This is a genomic window from Leucobacter weissii (assembly GCF_017565745.1).
In the GTDB taxonomy this organism is placed as follows: Bacteria; Actinomycetota; Actinomycetes; order Actinomycetales; family Microbacteriaceae; genus Leucobacter; species Leucobacter weissii.
Map to the genome: position 1 here is coordinate 1 of NZ_JAGDYM010000009.1, position 20,993 is coordinate 20,993.

The 20,993-nt window shown below is 67.0% G+C and carries 23 protein-coding genes; 18 read left to right on the forward strand and 5 right to left on the reverse strand.

Annotated elements, in window-relative coordinates:
* The first annotated feature begins 150 nt into the window (after positions 1–150).
* Positions 151–420: a DUF6611 family protein gene (locus tag J4H92_RS15860; RefSeq protein ID WP_424960866.1), complete on the forward strand. Its 270-nt coding sequence runs from the start codon at positions 151–153 to the stop codon at positions 418–420.
* 70 nt (positions 421–490) lie between these two features.
* Here J4H92_RS15860 and J4H92_RS07595 read toward each other — a convergent pair whose 3' ends face one another.
* The 3 genes from J4H92_RS07595 to J4H92_RS07605 all read right to left on the reverse strand — a co-directional run bounded on the left by J4H92_RS07595 (position 491) and on the right by J4H92_RS07605 (position 2,165).
* On the reverse strand, positions 491–991 hold the full coding sequence (locus J4H92_RS07595) for a hypothetical protein (RefSeq protein ID WP_208097587.1): 501 nt from the start codon (positions 989–991) through the stop codon (positions 491–493).
* 62 nt (positions 992–1,053) lie between these two features.
* On the reverse strand, positions 1,054–1,602 hold the full coding sequence (locus tag J4H92_RS07600) for a hypothetical protein (protein WP_208097588.1): 549 nt from the start codon (positions 1,600–1,602) through the stop codon (positions 1,054–1,056).
* On the reverse strand, positions 1,599–2,165 hold the full coding sequence (locus J4H92_RS07605) for a hypothetical protein (RefSeq protein ID WP_208097589.1): 567 nt from the start codon (positions 2,163–2,165) through the stop codon (positions 1,599–1,601). The genes J4H92_RS07600 and J4H92_RS07605 overlap by 4 nt, the downstream gene beginning before the upstream one ends.
* Positions 2,166–2,547: 382 nt before the next feature.
* On the opposite strand from J4H92_RS07605, the gene J4H92_RS15740 reads away from it, so the two are divergent.
* The 16 genes from J4H92_RS15740 (at position 2,548) to J4H92_RS07685 (ending at position 19,355) form a co-directional block, all read left to right on the forward strand.
* Entirely contained in the window at positions 2,548–2,637 is a 90-nt protein-coding gene (locus tag J4H92_RS15740) for a potassium-transporting ATPase subunit F (RefSeq protein ID WP_035731468.1), read from the forward strand.
* A complete protein-coding gene (gene kdpA / locus J4H92_RS07615) occupies positions 2,637–4,310 on the forward strand; it encodes a potassium-transporting ATPase subunit KdpA (protein WP_208097590.1) in 1,674 nt (557 codons plus the stop codon). Before J4H92_RS15740 ends, kdpA begins: the two co-directional genes overlap by 1 nt.
* Positions 4,311–4,313: 3 nt before the next feature.
* Positions 4,314–6,461: a potassium-transporting ATPase subunit KdpB gene (gene kdpB / locus J4H92_RS07620; RefSeq protein WP_208097591.1), complete on the forward strand. Its 2,148-nt coding sequence runs from the start codon at positions 4,314–4,316 to the stop codon at positions 6,459–6,461.
* A gap of 26 nt (positions 6,462–6,487) precedes the next feature.
* On the forward strand, positions 6,488–7,102 hold the full coding sequence (gene kdpC, locus J4H92_RS07625) for a potassium-transporting ATPase subunit KdpC (RefSeq protein WP_208097592.1): 615 nt from the start codon (positions 6,488–6,490) through the stop codon (positions 7,100–7,102).
* A gap of 2 nt (positions 7,103–7,104) precedes the next feature.
* Complete coding sequence (locus tag J4H92_RS07630) at positions 7,105–9,600, forward strand: ATP-binding protein (protein ID WP_208097593.1); 2,496 nt, start codon at positions 7,105–7,107, stop codon at positions 9,598–9,600.
* Positions 9,597–10,289, forward strand: a complete 693-nt coding sequence (locus tag J4H92_RS07635; RefSeq protein ID WP_208097594.1) for a response regulator — start codon at positions 9,597–9,599, stop codon at positions 10,287–10,289. The genes J4H92_RS07630 and J4H92_RS07635 overlap by 4 nt, the downstream gene beginning before the upstream one ends.
* Before the next feature lie 18 nt (positions 10,290–10,307).
* Positions 10,308–10,703 (forward strand): hypothetical protein, encoded by a 396-nt coding sequence (locus J4H92_RS07640; RefSeq protein WP_208097595.1) that lies wholly within the window; start codon positions 10,308–10,310, stop codon positions 10,701–10,703.
* A gap of 173 nt (positions 10,704–10,876) precedes the next feature.
* Positions 10,877–11,806, forward strand: a complete 930-nt coding sequence (locus J4H92_RS07645; RefSeq protein ID WP_341783035.1) for a helix-turn-helix transcriptional regulator — start codon at positions 10,877–10,879, stop codon at positions 11,804–11,806.
* A 227-nt stretch (positions 11,807–12,033) separates the two neighbouring features.
* Positions 12,034–13,116, forward strand: coding sequence for an ArdC-like ssDNA-binding domain-containing protein (locus J4H92_RS07650; protein ID WP_208097597.1), 1,083 nt, complete (start codon positions 12,034–12,036; stop codon positions 13,114–13,116).
* Positions 13,116–14,024: a bifunctional DNA primase/polymerase gene (locus J4H92_RS07655; protein ID WP_208097598.1), complete on the forward strand. Its 909-nt coding sequence runs from the start codon at positions 13,116–13,118 to the stop codon at positions 14,022–14,024. Before J4H92_RS07650 ends, J4H92_RS07655 begins: the two co-directional genes overlap by 1 nt.
* Entirely contained in the window at positions 14,021–14,707 is a 687-nt protein-coding gene (locus tag J4H92_RS07660; RefSeq protein ID WP_208097599.1) for a DUF2637 domain-containing protein, read from the forward strand. Before J4H92_RS07655 ends, J4H92_RS07660 begins: the two co-directional genes overlap by 4 nt.
* Positions 14,708–15,198: 491 nt before the next feature.
* Complete coding sequence (locus J4H92_RS07665) at positions 15,199–16,065, forward strand: hypothetical protein (RefSeq protein ID WP_208097600.1); 867 nt, start codon at positions 15,199–15,201, stop codon at positions 16,063–16,065.
* Entirely contained in the window at positions 16,062–17,129 is a 1,068-nt protein-coding gene (locus tag J4H92_RS07670; protein ID WP_208097601.1) for a ParB N-terminal domain-containing protein, read from the forward strand. Before J4H92_RS07665 ends, J4H92_RS07670 begins: the two co-directional genes overlap by 4 nt.
* 79 nt (positions 17,130–17,208) lie before the next feature.
* Positions 17,209–17,904: a hypothetical protein gene (locus J4H92_RS07675; protein WP_243752139.1), complete on the forward strand. Its 696-nt coding sequence runs from the start codon at positions 17,209–17,211 to the stop codon at positions 17,902–17,904.
* 6 nt (positions 17,905–17,910) lie between these two features.
* The gene (locus J4H92_RS07680) at positions 17,911–19,089 is read left to right on the forward strand and encodes a M23 family metallopeptidase (RefSeq protein ID WP_208097602.1); all 1,179 of its coding nucleotides are present in this window, start codon (positions 17,911–17,913) and stop codon (positions 19,087–19,089) included.
* Positions 19,089–19,355, forward strand: a complete 267-nt coding sequence (locus tag J4H92_RS07685; protein WP_208097603.1) for a DUF6112 family protein — start codon at positions 19,089–19,091, stop codon at positions 19,353–19,355. The genes J4H92_RS07680 and J4H92_RS07685 overlap by 1 nt, the downstream gene beginning before the upstream one ends.
* A 10-nt stretch (positions 19,356–19,365) precedes the next feature.
* Here the strand turns inward: J4H92_RS07685 and J4H92_RS07690 are convergent, their stop codons facing one another.
* Complete coding sequence (locus J4H92_RS07690; protein WP_341783036.1) at positions 19,366–19,902, reverse strand: class I SAM-dependent methyltransferase; 537 nt, start codon at positions 19,900–19,902, stop codon at positions 19,366–19,368.
* 62 nt (positions 19,903–19,964) lie between these two features.
* Positions 19,965–20,621 carry an alpha/beta fold hydrolase gene (locus J4H92_RS07695; RefSeq protein WP_208097605.1) on the reverse strand — a complete coding sequence of 219 codons (657 nt, stop codon included), beginning with the start codon at positions 20,619–20,621 and terminating at the stop codon, positions 19,965–19,967.
* A gap of 84 nt (positions 20,622–20,705) precedes the next feature.
* Here J4H92_RS07695 and J4H92_RS07700 point away from each other — a divergent pair, with 84 nt between their 5' ends.
* Positions 20,706–20,975, forward strand: coding sequence for a DUF6112 family protein (locus tag J4H92_RS07700; RefSeq protein ID WP_024355940.1), 270 nt, complete (start codon positions 20,706–20,708; stop codon positions 20,973–20,975).
* Positions 20,976–20,993: the final 18 nt, after the last annotated feature.

Consider the following 20,993-nt stretch of genomic DNA (forward strand, 5'->3'; position numbering starts at 1 on the left):
CAACGAGATCCGCCCGCACGAGGCGATCTCCTGGAACCGGCCAATGGAGGTGCACCTGGGCCTGGCCGACCCCACCATCCCCAACTTCGAACGAGAAGAAATCCTGCCAACTACTTGACGCGGGACACTGAGGCGTCGGCGGTCGGGATCGTGCTGGTGGGGGTGTCGGCCGGAGTGTTCCTTTGGTGGAAGGCACGTCCGCTTCGTGGACGGGTGGCAATGGCGTGGTCGAGCCGATTCGTGTTCTGGCCTCGTCGTGATGATGAGGATCGTGAAGAGATGATCACGACGCTGTCGTTGCTGATGGAGCGCGCAACAGAGGATCTTCGTCACGGGAGGATCACGCGAAGCGTGTGCGACCGCGTGTGGATGGCCGTCTACGAGGAGACGCATGCACTGTCTCCCGCGCGAGATAAGTAAGCACGCGGATTCGCGCTGGGAGCTGGCGCCCGTGACCATCGATGGGTCCACGGGTAGGGATTCGGCGACGCTAGAGAAGTGCTTCTGCGGCGGCGGCGGCAATGGATCTGTGTGCGATTTGGTCCCAGGAGGTCGCGTAGTAGCTCTCGAAGGGTGTGGTGGTGATCCTTTGGTGTACGCGTTCGGTGAGTGTCACGGGGTCGGTGTGGGGGGTGGTGACGATTCCGGTGATGCAGATGTCGCGGCCGTGGCGCATTTCGATCTCAGCGTGGTGTGCGCAGATCGCTGCGGACAATGCGTTGACGGCGCGGTCAGGGGTCGGTGAGTCAGACGGGACTTCGACGATGTAGAAGATGTGCCGCACCAGGGGGTGCGTGCGCAGCGGCTTCGTGAGGATGTCATGCGCTGCCCGGAGCTGACTCCGGAGCGCTTGCCGAGGGTGGTTCGTGTCGGGCACGCGGATTCCCACGATCATGGTTCGCGCCCTCCGGTCGTCGAGTGCGTCGTGATCGTGAGGAACGGGCAAGGCAAGATAGGCGAGGCTGTCGAGCGAGTCGCCGTAGAGGAGCAAACGAGCCTTCCCAGACTGCGGGCCTGCCGGGGACGAGCGGGTGGTGTGTCGGATGGTGTCCATTATTTGCGGCACCTGCCTTGCCACTCCTCGTCGTCACTGCCCGGGTGGATGCGGGTGGGGTGGCTGGTGATCTGCCCGAGTGCGATCGTGCCTTCGCAGGTGAGGGCGAGGAGGTCACCGGGGGCGCAGGTCTGCGGAAGCAGCACCCTGATGGCGGTCTGCGTGTGCGGGGAGCGCAGCAGGGTCGTCTTGCGGTGCCGCGCGTTCGGGCACTGCAGGGGCAGGACGTCGAGGACGCGGGAGTCGAGGGCGGCCAGGTCGCAGTCGACCGTCAGTTCCAAGGGGTGCCGCAGCCCGCGGCGCGATGTGCGGGCGAGGATGGTGGTGACGATGACGGTGCGGTACTCCTCTCCTCGCGCCGACGCGCTGCTGGGCGCGATCAGGACACAGGGGGTGCCTCGCTGTGCTGCGAGGGCGGTGAGTGATTGCGCGCCGATGCTGATGTCGCGGTCGGCGAAGGCGGTGTCTGCGGGCCAGGGTGGGCAGTCCTCGTACAGGGCAGCAAGCGCCATCGTTCGGGAGGAGATCAGGGTGTGCATGATGTTCATCGGGTCACCGCGAGTTCCCGGGTCCGTTCGGCGGGGACGAAGGCAGCCTGCGGGCGCGGGCGCACATCGCTGAGCGTGACCGCGCCGGCGCAGGGGACGGCGAGAAGGTCGCCTTGGTGGAGGTCCGCGGGAAGGGTGACGGTCGGGTACGGCCAGGGCGCAGACCCGGTTTCGCCGGGGATGAGTTCGATGGTGGTGTTCTTCGCCGTCGAGGTGCGGCCGATGAGCCGGCACTCGTCCCAGCAGGGGGTCACCCTGTCGAATCCGCAGTCGGTGAGGGCGACGCGTTTATCGGTGTCGGTGTCGATACGGAGGGTGACCTGGAAGACGAGGACGGTGACATCGTTGCCGATCCCCTGGGTGCGCGCCTGGGCCGGTTTCGGGTGCGGCAGGTCCCCGGTGAGCAGCGCCGGGGTGCCGGTGATCTCCACCAGTCGTGTCAGGGACACTCCGCCGATCACGACATCGGAGACCGTGGGGACGGTGTGCTCGGGCCAATGTCGGGGTTGGAGAGGGTCGGGGATGCTGCGTCTGAGGGTGGGGAGGATGGCGGTGAGGGTCATGCCTCCACTTCTACGCGGCACCCACCGGGCAGGGAACAGCCCCTCACGGAACTCATGCGCCTTCTCGGCCTGCCGCTAACAGCGCCACGCAGAGGGCGCGGCCACTCGCGTCCGTGCCGTCGGCGCGCTCTGCGGGCCTGTCGTGTTAGCGGCCCGTCAGAGTCCGCCCGATTCTCGTATGGGTTCTGTTAGGACGCCTGTTTCGGGGGTGTGGGCGGGTGTTTGATCGTGAGTTGCGCCCGCTGTTTCGGGTTGCGCGGCTAGTGGTCCTGCTGTCGCTTGTTATCCGAATGGAGCTTGTTGTGCTTGACATCGTCTTCGTGCTCGGCGTGATCGCCTTGTTCGTCGTCGTCGGGCTGCTGGGGAAGGCGGTGGAGAAGCTGTGATCGTCTTTGAACTTCTCGCTGCCGGTCTCGGGGTCGCGGCGATCGTGTATCTCGTGTTCGCTCTCGTGAAACCGGAGCGCTTCTGATGACCTGGGTGTACGCGCTTCTCGCCCTCGCCACCGTCGCCGTCATCCTGGGCGTGCTGTACCGCCCGTTCGGTGACTACATGGCCTGGGTCTACACGTCCCGCAAGGACTGGAAAGTCGAACGCGGGATCTACAAGATCATCGGCGTCGATTCCAAGACCGAGCAGACCTGGCAGGCCTACCTGCGCAGCGTGCTCGCGTTCTCCGCGGTCGGCCTGCTGATCGTCTACGGTCTGCAACGCCTGCAGCAGTGGCTGCCGTACTCGCTGGGCTTGGAGGCCCCGTCGGAGCATCTGTCGTTCAACACCGCGGCCTCGTTCGTCGGCAACACGAACTGGCAGTCGTACTCGCCGGAGCTCACCGTCGGCTACACCGTCCAGTTCGCCGGTCTCGCGGTGCAGAACTTCGTGTCCGCCGCCGTTGGTATCGCGGTCGCGATCGCTCTGGTGCGCGGGTTCGCCTACCGGCGCTCCGGCACGATCGGGAACTTCTGGGTGGACCTGATTCGCGGCACGCTGCGCATTCTGCTGCCGATCGCCGTGGTCGGTGCGATCGTGCTGATGATCGGCGGGGTGATCCAGAACTTCAACGGGTTCACCACCGTCACCACTCTCACCGGCGCCACGCAGACGATCCCTGGCGGGCCGACGGCGTCGCAGGAGGTCATCAAGCTGCTCGGCACCAACGGGGGCGGGTTCTTCAACGCGAACTCCTCGCACCCGTTCGAGAACCCCACCGCGTGGACGAACGTGTTCCAGGTGCTGCTGATGCTCGTCATCCCGTTCTCCCTGCCGCGCACCTTCGGGCGGATGGTGGGTGACAACCGTCAGGGCTACGCGATCGTCTCCGTGATGGCGATCCTGTACGTGGCGTCGTTCAGCATCCTTACCGCACTGGAATCCGCCGGCATGGGCACCGCCCCCGGCCTTGCCGGCGGCGCGATGGAAGGCAAGGAGCAGCGGTTCGGGATTATCGGATCGACCCTGTTCGCCACCACCAGCACCGGCACCTCCACCGGCGCGGTGAACTCGATGCACGATTCGTACACCGCCCTGGGCGGGATGATGCCGATGCTGAACATGATGCTCGGTGAAGTCACCCCTGGTGGTGTCGGCTCCGGGATCTACGCGATCCTGATCCTCGCGGTCATCGCCGTGTTCATCTCGGGTCTGCTGATCGGACGCACCCCGGAGTACCTGGGCAAGAAGATCGGCCCGCGCGAGATCAAGCTCGCCGCGCTCTACATCCTCGTCATGCCCACCCTGGTGCTTGCCGGAACGGCGCTGAGCTTCGCGATCCCCGGTGTCCGGGAAGAGGTGGAGAACACGTCGATCTGGAACCCCGGCATCCACGGCATGTCCGAGGTGCTGTACGCGTTCACGTCCGCGGCGAACAACAACGGTTCCGCGTTCGCGGGCCTGACGGCGAACACGCCGTGGCTAAACACCACGCTGGGGCTCGCGATCCTGCTGGGCCGGTTCGTGCCGATCGTGTTCGTCCTCGCCCTGGCGGGCTCTCTGGCCGCTCAGGACAAGGTTCCGACCACCTCCGGCACCCTCCCCACGCACCGTCCGATGTTCATCGGGCTGCTGACCGTGGTCACGATCCTGGTGACCGCACTGACCTTCTTCCCCGTTCTCGCGCTAGGTCCGCTAGCGGAAGGGCTGATGTAAACCATGTCCACCATCACCGAACCCCGCCCGAAAACAGCGGGCACCCCCACCCGCAAGGGCGGGTTCACCTGGGAACAGGTCCGGGCAGCCCTGCCCGGCGCGTTCCGCAAACTCAACCCCACCCAGCAGTGGCGCAACCCCGTCATGTTCCTCGTCTGGGTCGGTGCCGCGCTCACCACGATCCTCGCCGTCACGGAGCCGTTCATCGGCGGCCCTGCCGATTCCGGCGGCACGGTCGTGCCGTGGTCGTTCACCTGGGCGATCGCGGTGTGGCTGTGGCTGACCGTGCTGTTCGCGAACCTCGCCGAGTCCGTCGCCGAAGGCCGCGGAAAAGCACAGGCGGAAACCCTGCGCAAGACCCGCACCAGCACCATGGCCAACCGCGTCAGCAGCTACGACCCGAAGGCCGACCCCGCTGCGGAGCGGGCCCCAACCAGCCAGGTGTCCTCCTCGGATCTCACGCTCGGGGACGTCGTGGTGGTGACCGCTGGCGAGCTGATCCCCGGCGACGGGGACATCATCTGGGGCATCGCCTCGGTGGACGAGTCGGCCATCACGGGCGAATCCGCCCCGGTGGTCCGCGAATCCGGCGGAGACCGCTCCGCCGTCACCGGCGGCACCCGGGTGCTGTCGGACCGGATCGTGGTGCGGATCACCTCCAAACCGGGTGAAACGTTCGTGGACCGGATGATCTCCCTCGTCGAAGGCGCGGCACGGCAGAAGACGCCGAACGAGATCGCGCTGAACATCCTGCTCGCGTCCCTGTCGATCATCTTCGTCGTCGTCGCCCTCACGCTGAACCCGATCGCGTCGTACGCTGCCGCCCCCGTGAGCGTCACGGTGCTGGTGGCGCTGCTGGTGTGCCTCATCCCGACCACCATCGGGGCGCTGCTCAGCGCGATCGGTATCGCCGGGATGGACCGGCTCGTGCAGCGCAACGTGCTGGCGATGTCCGGGCGTGCGGTCGAAGCCGCCGGCGATGTGACCACGCTGCTGCTGGACAAGACCGGCACCATCACCTACGGCAACCGCCGCGCCAGCGCGTTCGTCCGCCTCGACGCGGTACGTGAACAGGAGCTGGTCCGGGCCGCCGCGCTGTCCTCGCTGGCGGACCCGACCCCGGAAGGCGTGTCGATCGTCGAGCTCGCCGAGCAGGAGCACGGCGACTTCGACCGGAACACCACCGGGGAGATCGTCCCGTTCACGGCACAGACCCGCATGTCGGGGCTCGACCTGCCCGACGGCACCCAGATCCGCAAGGGCGCCGGCTCCGCCGTCATGGCCTGGCTGGAAGAGGGCGGGAACCGGTTGCCGTCGTCGCTGGTCGCGGAGCTCGACGAGCATGTCGAGCACATCTCCCAGTCCGGTGGCACCCCGCTCGTCGTCGCCACCAAGGACACGACCGGTGCCGGGCACCTGCTCGGGGTCGTGCACCTCAAAGACGTCGTCAAAGAGGGGCTGCCTGCGAAGTTCGCCGAGATGCGAGCCATGGGCATCCGCACCGTCATGATCACCGGCGACAACCCCCTCACCGCGGCCGCGATCGCGAAGGAAGCCGGCGTGGACGATTTCCTCGCCGAAGCCACCCCGGAGGACAAGCTCGCCTACATCCGCAAGGAGCAGGAGGGCGGGAACCTGGTCGCGATGACCGGTGACGGCACCAACGACGCCCCCGCGCTCGCGCAGGCCGATGTCGGGGTCGCGATGAACTCCGGCACCTCGGCGGCGAAAGAGGCCGGGAACATGGTCGACCTCGATTCCGACCCGTCCAAGCTCATCGACGTGGTACGGATCGGGAAGCAGCTGCTGATCACCCGCGGAGCGTTGACGACGTTCTCGATCGCGAACGACATCGCGAAGTACTTCGCGATCATCCCCGCCATGTTCATGGGCGTGTTCCCGCAGCTCGCCGCGTTGAACATCATGGGCCTGCACTCGCCGGCTTCGGCGGTGCTGTCGGCGATCATCTTCAACGCGATCGTGATCGTGTTCCTCATCCCCCTCGCCTTGCGCGGCGTGAAGTACCGGCCCGGGAACGCGTCCAGCATCCTCGGCCGCAACCTCGCCATCTACGGGCTGGGCGGCGTGATCGCCCCGTTCGTCGGGATCTGGCTGATCGACCTGCTCGTCCGCCTCATCCCCGGCTTCTGACACCCCTTCGGAAAGAAGAGAACATCATGAACACACAAGCTCGTGGAATCGGGCGCACCATCTGGGTCGCCACCCGAACCATGGCGCTCCTCACCCTCGCCCTCGGCGTCGGATACACCCTGCTGATCACCGGCATCGGGCAGGTGGCCCTGCCCGCCCAAGCCAACGGGTCGATCATCACCAACCAGGACCGCGACCCGGTCGGGTCGTCGCTGATCGGCCAGTCCTTCACCGACGCGGACGGCAACCCGCTGCCCGAGTACTTCCAGCCGCGGCCCTCCGCCGCAGGCGACGGGTACGACGGCGGCGCCTCCTCCGGGTCGAACTACGGGCCGGAGAACGAGGACCTGATCGCCGCGATCACCGAACGCAAGACTCAGGTCGCCGAGTTCAACGGCGTCACCGAGGCCGAAGTCCCCGTGGATGCGGTCACCGCGTCCTCGTCGGGACTGGACCCGCACATCAGCCCCGCGTACGCGCAGATCCAGATCGACCGGGTCGCCGACGCACGCGGGATCCCCGCGGAGCAGGTACGGGAACTCGTCGCGGCACACACCCAGGGCCCGGATGCCGGGTATTTGGGAGAATCGAGGGTGAACGTTCTGGAACTGAACCTCGCCCTGGACGAGTTGGAGGACTGATCATGCCGAAACGGGGGCAGCTTCGGGTGTTGCTCGGCGCTGCCCCCGGCGTCGGCAAGACCTTCACCATGCTGGAAGAAGGGCGACGCCTCCTCGGGAACGGGAAAGATATCGTCGTCGGGATCGTGGAAACCCACGGCCGCGCCGCGACGGCGGCGATGACCGCGGGAATCCCAGCCGTCCCGCGCACACGCGTCGAACATCGCGGGGTCACGCTCGAGGAGATGGACCTGCAGGCGGTGCTGGACCGCCGCCCCGAGATCGCGCTCGTCGACGAGCTCGCGCACACCAACGCGCCCGGCTCGAAGAACGACAAACGGTGGCAAGACGTCGAAGAACTCCTCGCTGCGGGGATCGACGTGGTGTCCACCCTCAACATCCAGCACATCGAATCCCTCAACGACGTCGTCGAACAGATCACCGGCGTCCCCCAGCGAGAGACCGTCCCCGACAGCTTCCTGCGCGGCGCAGAACAGATCGAGGTCGTCGACCTTGCCCCGCAAGCGCTCCGCGACCGGCTCAGCGGCGGATTCGTGTACCCGGCCGAACGCATCGACGCGGCCCTGTCGAACTACTTCCGCCTCGGGAACCTCACCGCGCTACGCGAGCTCGCCCTCATTTGGCTCGCGGACGAGGTCGACCAGGCGCTGAAGGGATACCGCAAAGACCACGGCATCGACAGCACCTGGGAAGCCCGCGAACGCGTCGTCGTCGCCCTCACCGGCGGCCCCGAAGGCGAGACGCTGCTGCGCCGCGGCGCGCGGATCGCTGCCCGCTCCGCCGGCGGCGAACTGATCGCCGTGCACATCACCAGCCAAGACGGGCTCCGCACCGGGAACCCGGCGACCCTTGCCGAGCAGCGTGCGCTCGTCGAAAAGCTCAACGGCACCTACCATCAAGTCATCGGGGAAGATATCCCCACCGCGCTGGTGGAGTTCGCCCGTTCCGTCAACGCCACCCAGCTCGTTCTCGGCGCCAGCCGCCGCGGACGCGTCACCGCCGCGTTCACCGGACCCGGGATCGGCGCGACCGTCGTCCGTGAATCCGGCGACATCGACGTGCACATGGTCAACCACGCCGCCGCCGGCAAACGCTTCACCCTGCCCCCTCTGACCGGAGCGCTCACCCGCAAACGACGCATCCTCGGCTTCGTCGTCGCGCTCCTGGGCGGGCCCGCGCTTACCGCGCTGCTGAGCCTGTTCCGCAGCGAAGACTCGATCACCACCGACGTCCTCAGCTACCAGCTCCTCGTCGTCATCGTCGCGCTCGTCGGCGGCATCTGGCCAGCCCTGTTCGCCGCCGTCCTGTCGGGGATCACGCTCGATTTCCTGTTCATCGAACCGCTATACACGATCCACATCCACCAGCCACACCATCTGCTGTCCCTGGTCCTGTACGTCCTCATCGCGAGCCTGGTGAGCTTCGTCGTTGACCGGGCCGCCCGCTACACCCGAGCCGCCCGACGCTCCGCCGCCGAATCCGAACTCATCCAGACCATCGCCGGCAGCGTCCTGCGCGGAGACAACGCGATCCAAGCACTCGTCGACCGCACCCGCGAAGCCTTCCAACTCCCCGGCGTGCGGCTCATGCGCGGCGAAGACGTCCTCGCCCGGTCCGGGGAACCACTGCCCGACAACCATCACGCCAGCATCCGGATCACCGACGACACCACCCTGGAACTGCACGGCCCGGACCTTGCCGCGTCCGAACAACGCCTCCTCGCCGTCGTCACCGCGCAACTCGCCGCGACCCTCGAACACGAGCACCTCACCCAGACGGCGAAACAGATCGAGCCGATCGCCGCATCCGACCGGGTGCGCGGCGCGCTCCTGTCCGCGCTCAGCCACGACCTGCGTCGCCCCCTCGCGGCCGCCTCCGCCGCCGTCGGCGGACTCAAAGCGGCAGGACCCGACCTGGCGTCCGCACAGAAGAGGGAACTGCTCGACACCGCCGAAGAAAGCCTGGCCGCACTCGCGACCCTGGTCACTGACCTCCTCGACGTCAGCAGGCTGCAGGCGGGAGTGCTCACCATCGCGGAGATCCCGACCGATCCCGCCGAGACCATCGCGCCCGCCCTCGACGAACTCCACCTCGGCCCTACCGACGTGACCCTCGCGCTCAACCACGGCGACGCGGCCGCGCACGCCGACCCAGTCCTCCTCCAACGCGTGCTCGTCAACCTCCTCACCAACGCGCACCGCTACAGCCCGGCCGGCACCCCCATCCACGTCAGCACCAGCACCTTCGCAGACCGGCTCGAAATCCGCATCATCGACCGCGGCCCCGGCATCCCGCCTGAGAAACTGGACGACATCTTCCTGCCCTTCCAACGCCTCGGCGACACCGACAACACCACCGGCCTGGGCCTGGGCCTTGCCCTCTCGCGCGGTTTCATCGAAGCCATGCACGGCACCCTCACCCCCGAAGACACCCCCGGTGGCGGACTCACCATGGTCATCTCCCTCCCTACGATCCGCACGAGCCAGGAGCCGTCATGAGAATCCTCATCGCCGACGACGACCCCCAGATCCTTCGCGCCCTGCGCATCACCCTCACCGCTAAGGGGTATGAGATCTTCACCGCAGCTGACGGTGCCCAGGCGATCACAGCGGCCATCGACCATCACCCGGACATCTTCCTCATCGACCTCGGCATGCCCGAACTCGACGGTATCGAAGTCATCCACGGCATCCGCGGCTGGTCCCAGGCGCCTATCCTCGTCGTGTCCGGCCGCGCCGGCGCCGCAGATAAGGTCGAAGCCCTCGACGCAGGCGCCGACGACTACATCACCAAACCCTTCGCCGTCGAAGAACTCCTCGCTCGCATCCGCGCCCTGACCCGACGTGTTCCCCAAGAAGACGCCACGCCCGTGGTGCACCTCGGCAGCGTCACCATCGACCTCGCCGCCCGCAGCGTCACCCGCGACACCTCCGAAGGGGAACGTCAAATCCGGCTGACCCCCACGGAGTGGCAGTTCATCGACATCCTCATCCGCAACGCCGGGAAACTCGTCACCCGCCAAACCATCCTCACCACCATCTGGGGCACCGAACACGCCGAAGACACCGGCTATCTCCGCCTCTACGTCTCCCAACTCCGCCGCAAACTCGAAGAAGACCCGGCCAACCCCGCCCACCTGCTCACCGAACCCGGCATGGGCTACCGGCTCGACGGCATGACCACCTGACGCTCAGCACCCCCAGAGATGAGCATTCTCGACACCATCGGCATCATTGGCGAAATGCTGTCCTGGATCGGCGCAATCATCGGCATCCCCTTCCTGATCGCAGCGCTCATCATCACCGCCATCGATGGTCCTCGCACCCCAACGAACGTCACCGTCGTCGAGGACCTCGATCAGCAGCGGATCGCGATATGGAGCGTGAAGGAACGCACCTATACCCGCCCCCTCACATCCCGCGATGATCTTCGCAACCACGATTCGACCACCGTCACCGGATACGTTCCCGAACGCCGGCCCGACCGACTCCACCTGCACAAACGCTCCCACCCGGAACGTCTCTGCCGCACCCTCGCAATCACCATGCTCAGCACAGCAGCAGTAGGATTCCTCGCATCTCTCCTCCCGATGGTCTGGTGACCTTACCTCGGCGCAAGCTGCACACAAACTGTTCAACGTGAGGTATCCGTTAGGGTTCTGGCAAGCGTCATATGAGTATCGTTAGGGGTACTCGATTCTCAGACGCGAGTGCCCTTCGATTGCCAACTATGACTGGCGATGTTCGGTGGGAAGGGCCTACGAAGCCTGCTGGTGTGCCGGCGGCGCCGGTGGCCGCGTTCTCGCCGTTGCTCGCCCGAACACAAGTCGCGCACGCTCCAGTTGAGCCAATCGCTTTCGATTGCGTCAAGTTCATTGTCATACGGGCGGGTCGAGCTCGACTCTTCAGCGAGTTTGGCGCGCACTTTGTCAGCGTCGGTGATGTCGTTGTTCTGGCGGCAAACACTCTCTGTGGCGCTGAGCCCGACGGATGGGTAGCGACCACGACGCTCTATCTCGACCGAGACTATGTCATTGACCAAGTGTTTTGGCAGTATGCTTCACGGTTCCAAGAGCGACTCGACGCGAGCCAGTTCCTCGATACGCATTATGCGGAACCCACCCAGGTTCTGCGCATCGGTAAGCACCGGGCGGGGCTGATGATGCCGTGGCTCGACGAGTTGACTGCCTTGAGTGTCGAGGGCGTGCCTCCTGAACGTTTCTATCGGGCGCAATCGCTAGTCTCTGCCGTGTTCGATGTCTTGGTTCCGTTTCTCGTGGTCGCCAATGAGGGAACCGCTGTCGCGCGGCGAAACGCGTCGGTTCCCACCGTGCCGCGGCATCGCCTCTTCCGCCCTGTACGTCCTGAGGTGTTGGACATTGCACACTCCTTGCGTGTGGAGTTGGATCGTCATTGGACGGTGACCGAGCTCGCGGCGCGAGCGCATTTGTCGGTGTCTCAGCTGCGTCGAGTGTTCGTCGATGCATTTGGGAAATCACCGATCTCGTACCTGACGATGCTCCGTGCCGAACGAATGGCCCACCTCCTGCGCGTCGAGGATGCACCTATCTCGGACATCGCCGCCAGGGTGGGTTGGAACGACCCTGACTTCGCTGCACGTCAGTTCCGCAGGAGCATCGGCGTGTCCCCGTCGGAGTATCGCAGAATCACCAGTAGTGCTCCGGCACGCTCCAACCCTGACTGAACGCGCGTATGCCCAGGCGAAACGCTCATGTTTTGGTGCTCAGATCGTCGGGGCGCCAGCGGATGATGTAGACCGAGTTTGACCACGTCGGGTTCAGAGCTGCACCTGACGGTCGCTCACTTTTCTGTCCGTCGTCCGTCTCGATCGCGTCCCCTGACACCCTTCGCGCACCTTCTGGTCGCAGAGGTCACCCGCCGTGCACGGGTGCCTGCGGAGGGAGGACGACGATGGCAACCAGCGAAGAGGCGCGAGCGGCGCGGGATGCGAAGCTCAATGCTCTGCACGAGCGACTCACCGGCGCTGTGGAGTCGTTGGTGTCGGGTGAGGACTGGAAGCAGGCACTGGAGTTCGCGGCCAGGTTCCGTGCCCGCTCGTTCAACAACACGCTGCTGATCTTCGTGCAGCACCAGAGCGCTTTCGAGGCGGGCAGGGTGCCCGAGCCGGTGCCGACGTATGTGGCGGGTTTCAAGCAATGGCAGACGCTCGGCCGACAGGTCGAGAAGGACCAGTCGGGGTACATGATCCTCGCCCCCGTCACGGGCCGGTTCGCATCGTTCACGCCGAAGGTGGCGGAGTCGTGGCGCAGGCTCGGCCGGTTCGAGAAGCCCAAACCGGGTGAGGCGGTGCGGTCCCGCATGGTCGGTGTTCGCCCCGCCTATGTCTGGGATGTTTCCCAAACGGCCGGTGACCCGATCCCCACGCCGCCCTCGCCGCGGCTCCTGGAAGGTGAAGCACCTGGCGGGCTCTGGGAGGGCATCGCCCAGCTGGTGGAGGCGGAGGGGTTCACGGTGTTGCGGGTGCCGCATGAGAGCATGATCCACGGCGTCAACGGCCTCACCGACTTCGGCGCGAAGACCGTCGCGGTGCGAGAGAACATGCCCGACGCGGCACAGGTGAAGACCCTTGTGCACGAACTCGCACACGTCCTCCTCCACGGCCCAGAGAACCCGGATGCGTCGGGGCATCGCGGGATCGGTGAGGTGGAGGCGGACTCCGTCGCGTTGATGGTCGCTGCCGCTCACGGCATGGACACCTCCGACTACACGATCCCCTATGTGTCGGGGTGGGCAGCGACAGTGCCGGAGAAGTCCCCGGTGGAGGTCGTCCAAGCCACCGGCGAACGGGTGCGGAAGACGGCGGCGTCGATCCTCGATCAACTCCCGACCGAGCAGATCGCCAATGGCGACCCTCCCGGTCTGAACCGTGATGCGCAGTCCCAGAAATCTCCTGCGTCTGAGCGGGCACCCGATGCTGATCCGCTGACGGAGGAGCCGCGCCGTGTCGCAGCGAGCTCGGTGAGGAGCCTGTGATGGGCGCGATCGACGTGTTCGCTGAGGTGAACGGGATGCCACTAGCTGATGCCGCCGCGCGCTTCGCGGCTGCCGGGGTGCCGGTGTTTCCGTGCGTACCCGGCGAGAAGCGCCCGCTCGTACGCCGCGGGTTCCACGACGCAAGCACCGACCCTCAGCAGGTTGCTGCGTGGTGGTCGAGGTGGCCTGCGGCGAACATCGGCATTCCTACCGGGGCCCCATCCGGTGTCGAGGTCGTCGATGTCGACGTGCACCAGGCCGGCACAGGGTTCCCGGCCTTCCGCGCTGCGCACCGTGAAGGGTATGCGGCGGGGTGGGCGGCGCTCGTGCGCACCCCGTCCGGCGGCTTGCACGCCTACTACCCAGCGGACTCTGAGCGTGTGCAGTCGTCGTGGCAGGCGGCGCGGGCGCATGTCGATTTCCGTGGCGACGGCGGCTACATCATCGCCCCACCCTCCCAAGTGCTGCGGCCCAGCGGGGTCCGGGCACCGTATCGACTGATCGTCACCTCCGGCGACACACCGACCCCGGTGGATGCGGCACGACTGCGCGAGTTCCTGGACCCCCGCACCCCGATCCCCATTGACCGTACTCGTCCGGAGCGGGTCAGCCGGCGGGGTTCGGACGCGAAGGTACTCGCCGGTTGGGTGGCGGGTCGTGGTGAGGGCGAGCGGAACCGTGGCCTGTTCTGGGCCGCGTGCCGCCTCGCCGAAGCCGGCACCCCGCCCGACGCAACCCTCGAAGCGCTGGGGCCTGCCGCGGAGCACGCTGGGCTCGGTGCGCGGGAGATCATGGCGACGATCCGCTCCGCCTACCGCACCACCCACCCCGCACCGCGAGCTGTCACAGATTCCGGGCTGGATGAGCGTCGTCTGGTACGCGAATCACCGGGACGGATGCTCTCATGAACGCCATCGAAGCTGCCTCGCCGAGGGGCCGCCGCCTGGCGGTCGTGACGGCGATCACGGGAACGGTGTTCATCGCCGCCGGTGCGTTCTGGCTGTCGTTCACCGCGCTCGCCGATCTCGCACGCCGGTCTGGGATTGATGCAGGGCAGGCGGGGGCGTGGCCGCTCATTGTGGACGGAATCATCGTGGTCGCGACGGTCGCCGTCGTCGCGCTCGCCAGTCAGCGTCGACCGACCTGGTACCCGTGGACGCTGCTGGCGGCGGGTGCGGTGGTGTCGGTGACGGCGAACGCGATCCACGCGATCATTGCCGCCGATGCCGATGTCCCGCCGGTGCTGGCCGCGTCGGTCGCTGCGATCCCGCCGCTGGTGCTGCTGTCGATCACGCACCTCACCGTCATCCTCACCCGCCCCACCACCACGCCGCACGCAGACATGATCGAGGACGCTCCGGCCGAGACCACTGCTCCATCGCAGACGGTCGCCGTGCGAGAACGTGAACCAGTGCACGCCGCGGGGATACCGGCGGTGCCGGTGAGTGAGCGGCGGGCGGAAGCCACCGAGTTGCGGGAGGTGGAGGGCTGGTCAAACAAGCAGATCGCCCGACACCTGGGCGTGCACCCCTCAACCGTGGGGCGCTGGTTCACCCCAACCGCCAAGACACCGAAGGAGGAGGCACCGTGAACGAGCATGCAGAGGCAGAGCGCACTGAGGCACCGGAAGCCCGACACGAAGCGGCGGGCTCAGAGGCGGAGCGGTCAGCGTTCGCCGTCCACCGCGACCCCTCACTCACCACCACGGCCGGGGATGGCAGTTCGCGTGTGGGGCGCGGGATCGCGTGGGTGCGGCCGTCTGATCTGATCGCATCAAGTACCGCCCGGCTCGCGGGCCGTGGCATCGACTTTCAGGCGGAGCTCGCACATCGCGTCCGTCGCGTCCCCGGCCAGACGTACCGTGCGACCCGGCACCGGGCACGCGACCTTCGTGGTCGACGTGCCGCCCGAGTCGCGTCGGAGTTCGAGTCGTTCGACGTGTTCGAGCCGCAGGATCGGCCCCGGTCGTCGTCGTGGGTGCGGCCGTCGGGGATCGGACTGGGGTGAGCCGCAGTGGACAGGGAACGGTGTGGCGGCGCTGGCGGGCAGCCGGTGCGCACCTTCCTGTCAGGAGGTGCCACCATGCCACAACCCCACACCCCGCGCCGCAACGATCACCGTCGTGGGTTCGAGAACTCAGAACGACTCCGCGAACTCCTCACCCGCCTTCACACCGCAGGTCCTGACGCGTGGCGGAGTGATCCGGAGGCGGCGGCGCTCATGCAGCACGCCGCCCAGAAGTACGCTGCACTCGCCCGCAAGCATGGGCTCGACCCGTGGGAGGCGGCGGGTGCGGCGTTCGAGGCGATGCGCACTGCCGCTGTCCGGCGAGCGGATGACCCGTGGGCGGTGATCACCCGGGCCGTGCAGATCACCTGCATCGCCGAGAACCGTGCCAACGGGCTGCTCTGCTCCGTGCACCAGGCACGCCGGCCCCGTTACTCGAGTTTCCATGACGCGGAACGGTTCTCCGACCGGGAGAACCCCCTCACCGACTACCACCCCGCATTCCGCGCCGACCCCTTTGCTGGCGACGACGATGACGACGGTGAAGCGATTGAGGTGTCGGGGTGCACGGGTGTGGAGTCCGCTGTTGAAGACACGATCGCGTTGCTGTGTTGGCACGGGTGGGAGCCGGAGATCGCGCGTGCCGCGGTCGAGTGCGTCTGTGCCCGCCTCGCCGAGTCCGTCTCGCGGGCAGGCGCGTATGAGTCGCTGCGGCGGGATCGGCACGCCCGCGCACTGCTCGACATCCCCGCACCGTCCTGGTACCGGCTACTACGGATCATCCTCGGCGCACCGGATAGGCACCTGACCGGCACCAGTGCGGGTCGTGGCGTGCTGTTGCGGCTACTGATCGGTGAATCGTTGCGGCATCTCATGGACGATGCCGAGCTCGGCGCAGCGATCAAGGTTGCCGCCCCTGGCGTCATGCGAGGCCGGCCATGACCGAGCCAGGACACATCGAGCTGGAACGGTCGGTCGCCTCAATCTGGGCCGGCCGCCGGCACCGCGAAGACTACGGCGACCTCGACGCCCTAACCGAGTCGATCCTGCGGGACGGGCTGTTGCAGCCAATCACGATCACCCCCGACGGGATGCTGATCTGCGGCGCCCGACGTTTGGCTGCGATCCGGCAGCTCGGGTGGAAGACCGTGAACGTGTGGGTGCGCTCAGGCATCTCCACCACCCTGGGCCTGCTCCTCGCCGAACAAGACGACAACCTGCTCCACAAGCCCCTCACCCGCACCGAAGAAGCCACCCTCTACGCCGAGCTGAAAGCACTCATGGTCGAGGATGCGGCAGGCCGGCAGGAAGCGTCACGGTTCACCTCCAACCAAGAAAACCCCAGGTCACACGGTGCCGCCGCCGTGGCGGCACCGCAGAAGGGCGACACGCGGCAGCAAGCGGCACTCATGGTCACTGGCCGCAACGCCTACACCTCGCTGGAACGCATCAACGACCTGCAACGCCTCGCCGCTGACCCCGCCGAGACAGAGGATGTGCGCCAGCGAGCACAGGAAGAGCTCGACCGGATCGACGCGGGCGGATCGATCACCGGCGCGAGGCATCGCATCCGCGCCGCCCAGGCACTCGCCGAACTCGACACCCTCGCGGGCGACCCCGCGCAACCCGCCGGTATCCGCGATACTGCCGCAGCCGGCGCCGCCCGCCTGCGAGAACTCGAACACACCGCAAGACCCGCTGACCTGGAACGGCTGGCTGAACTCGCCGTCGAGCGCGCGAAGACCGCGACTAAGAAGCGTCCCGCACAGCTCGCGAAAGCGCGGCTCCATGCGGTGGAGGAACCCGCGCGTGAGTTCTTGCCAGTGCGGTCGTTCGTCTACCTCTGGGATGAGCTCTCCACCTGGTCCGAACGCTACGACCCCGACATGATCGGCCCGGCATTGTCGGATGAGCAGTGGTCGATGTTCGAGAACGCCGTCGCCGCCACGATCGCATTTCTCGATGCCGCACGTGTGGCGCGGAACGCGCGTCGCGACACCGCCTGACCCATCCCGCACGCTGCTCGACGGGGATCGGTTTGGTGCACCTGTCTGGTGATCCGCATTCGCCCGGAAGGACACCAGGATGGACCCCACCACTCGCCGCCGCCGCACCATGCTCATCGCCGCTATCGCTGGCGGTCTGATCCTCGTCCTCCTCGTCGGCGTGGGCGTGTACGGCCTCATCCGCGGGCCCCAGCCCACCGTGCCTGATGACGCGGCACCTTCGGACCAGCCGAGTGCGACAGCTCCCGTCGCCGCGCCTGCCGCACCGGAGCCCGTGATCGGACTGGGCGGATCAGAAGAGTTCGCGGTGGCGGTCGCGGAGGCGCTGTTCACCTGGGACACGACCAGCGGGTACGGGCCGGCCGACTACGCGCAGATGCTCGCCGATGTCACCGCCGACACCGAAGCCGACGCGGCAGCCTCCGACGTTCGCGCGTATCTGCCGACCCCGGAGGCGTGGGCGCAGCTCCGCACCCACCAGACACGGCAGTGGCTCACCATCGACACCATCGAGATCCCCGACGCATGGGAGACAGCGGTGGCACAGGCTGCACCGGGGCAGATTCCCGACGGGGCGGTCGCGTACACGATCACCGGCACCCGTCACCGCACCGGCTACTGGGGCACCGAACCCGTCACGACGGCCCATGATGTCGCGTTCACAGTGTTCCTCACCTGCACCCCCGAACAGAACCCGGCTCCGGCTCCCGCCGATCCGATCATCGAGACCTGCGCGTTATTGCGGCTGTCGCAGCTCGACAACCCGCTGCGGTGACCGGCCATGCTCAAGAAGCTCCTCGCCGCCCTCGCCATCGCCGTCGTCTGCTTCGGCCCCGCGACCGTGCTCCTGTCCGTCGCCGTCCTCGCCAACCCCGCTGTCGCAGCGTGTGCGCCGGGGTCGTTGATCGTGGGGCCGATCCCGGACTCGTTGACCGCGACCACTCGCAACGGGGAGACGGTGACGCTGAACCGTCAGCAACTCACCCACGCCGCGACGATCATCACCGTCGGAGGACAAACCGACGGCGTCGGACGACCCGGTGTCGTGATCGCACTGATGGCGGCGCTCACCGAGTCACACCTGCGGATGCTCGCCAACACCGGCACCTACCCCGAATCCGCGAACTACCCCAATGACGGGGATGCATCCGATCACGACTCCCTCGGCCTGTTCCAGATGCGCCCACAGGCCGGATGGGGCACGGTCGCGGAGCTCATGGACCCGAACTACCAGGCCCGCGCGTTCTACGGCGGACCCACCGGACCCAACTACCCCTCACCACGGGGTCTCCTCGACATCCCCGGCTGGCAGCAACTCGACCCCGGTGAAGCAGCGCAAGCCGTGGAGGTGTCAGCGTACCCGGACCGGTATCAGAACTATCAGCCGGTCGCCGAAGCGATCCTCACCGCCCTCACCACACCGACCCCGTCGGGCGGCAGTGGTGGTGGTGAGGTGGTGGTGCCGGAGACCACGCGGGTGGTGTTCCCGTTGCCGGAGGGCACCTGGGTGCGCACCAGCCCGTTCGGGTGGCGCACCGACCCGATCACCTTCGAGACCGCGTTCCACTCCGGCAGCGACTACGGCGCCGCCGACGGCACCCCGATCTTCGCCGTCGCCGACGGGATCGTCACCCACGCCGGATACACCGGCAACTGGGGCGGGCTGATCATCATCGAGCACACCGTCGGCGGGGAACCTATCGCGTCCTATTACGCGCATATGTGGGAGCACGGCATCCACGTCACCGAAGGCATGACCATCACCGCAGGCCAGCACATCGGCGACGTCGGCTCGTCCGGGAAGTCCACCGGCCCCCACCTCCACCTCGAAATCCGGCCCGGCGGCACCGGTCAGCCCGCGATCGACGCCGACCAATGGCTCACCGACCACGACGCCGAAGGCATCACCGACGGCAACACCTCACGAGCAACCTGCACCCTGAACGGAGGCGGGCGTTGATGGACGTGTTCCCCGACTTCGGCGGCGTCGGCGCCGCCGACGACCTCCGCACTGTCATCGGCGCGCTCTTGACGTTCGTGCTGATCATCGCGGTACTCATGCTGATCGTCTCCGCGATCATCTGGGCCATCGCCTCCTCAACAGGCAACCCACACACCGCCACCAAAGCCCGCCTCGGAGCCTGGGTCGCCCTCGGCGCAGCAGCCCTTGCCGGGGCTGGGGTCGCCTGGGTCAACTTCCTTCTCGGCGTGGGCGAACGCCTGTGACCGCGCCCGGCTATGCCGGATTTCGGGTGGCGACGATCGCGCCATGAGGGCGAACGCCCGGATCAGTGCGGGATTGCGTCTCGATCACAGTGAACCCAGAGTGACGTAGGAGGTCACTGAGCGAGTCGACCGGCCACCGGTATGCGGTGGTGACCGCGTGATCGAAGGCCTCAAACACTGGCCCCTCGAAAAACCCGATGAGCAGCCCGCCGCCAGGGCGAAGCGCGCGAGCGAACTCCATCAGTACTGCCCGTACCTGCGGCTTTGTGCAGTGGATGAGGGAGTACCAGGCGAGCACCCCGCCTAACGACCCATCAGGCACGTCGAGGCGCTCGGCTTGCCCCTTGCGGAAGGGGACGCCGGGATGCGTTGCACGGGCGTGGGCGATGAACTCCGGTGTCGGGTCGATACCAGTGACATCGAAACCGTGCTCGTGGAGAAAGCCAGTCCAGTGGCCGGGGCCGCAGCCCACGTCGAGCACCGGACCAGTGAGCGTCTGCGCCCAAGCGAGCACGAGTTCCCGATCCGCTGCGGCGACGGCATCCATCCGCCCGAGATGCTCCGCGTACTCGGCTGCACGCGCACCGTAGGCGCGAGACACCTCCGTGCTCATAGCTGTAACAAGCGCCCGTAGAAGGCGTTGAGCCGGCGACTGAACTCCTCGGGTTGCTGCACGTTCCATTCATGCCCTACACCCGGCACGAGCTGCAGGTCCGCGCCGCTGATCCCGGCGGCGAGTTCTCGTGCGGCAGGGATGTTGGCGCGGTCTTTCTCGCCGCAGCACACGAGCGTCGGCACCGTGATCTGTGACAGCTCATTACGGAAGTCGGTCTGCCCGACCGCGTGCAGCACGGCGAGCATCCGTTGTTTGCTCATTCCCGGCTGTGCGACGAGCTTTGCCGGGAGGATAGGCATGATCGCGTTCTGCACCCGCATCAGCGCAGGGTTCGGGTGCACCTGACTGCCCGAGAGCACGAGTGACGACACACTGTCGGGATAGTCGATCGCGAAGCGGGTGGCGACCATCCCACCGAGCGACAGCCCGCACAGATGCGCCCGCTCCACCCCGTGCCGGTCGAGCTCATCCCGCACTGCCGTGGCAGCGGCGCTCAGAGAGAACCCTTCGCCGTCGGCGTCGATGAGCCCGGCAATGCGGGGCGCGATGCCGATGAGACCTTCCGGGAGGCCTGCGATCTGAGCGTTCCAGGAGTCGGGGCCAGCACCGATGCCGTGCAGGAACACGACGGTCTGAGCGCTGGATGTCATCGACTCAGTTTATCGAGGGGCCCGTGGTGCACCTGGCTGGCAAGTCCGCCTCCTTGGTGGCGGCGTGAGCTGAAGGAGCACCCTGTGATTGATATTGATCCGAACGGTACTGGGCTTCCCGGTATCGAGCAGTTGCGCATCATCGTCGGCGCGGTCATGACCGTCGGCCTGATCCTCTCCGTTCTCGCTCTGATCGTCTCGGCGATCGTGTGGGGCTTCGGCGCGAACAGCAGCAACCCGCACCTCGCGTCGCGCGGGAAGGTCGGGGTGCTCGTGTCCTGTGGGGCGGCGATCATCTGCGGGGCGTCAGTGACACTCATCAACTTCTTCTGGGGCGTCGGCCAAGCCGTCTAACCCCATCGTTCGCGAGAG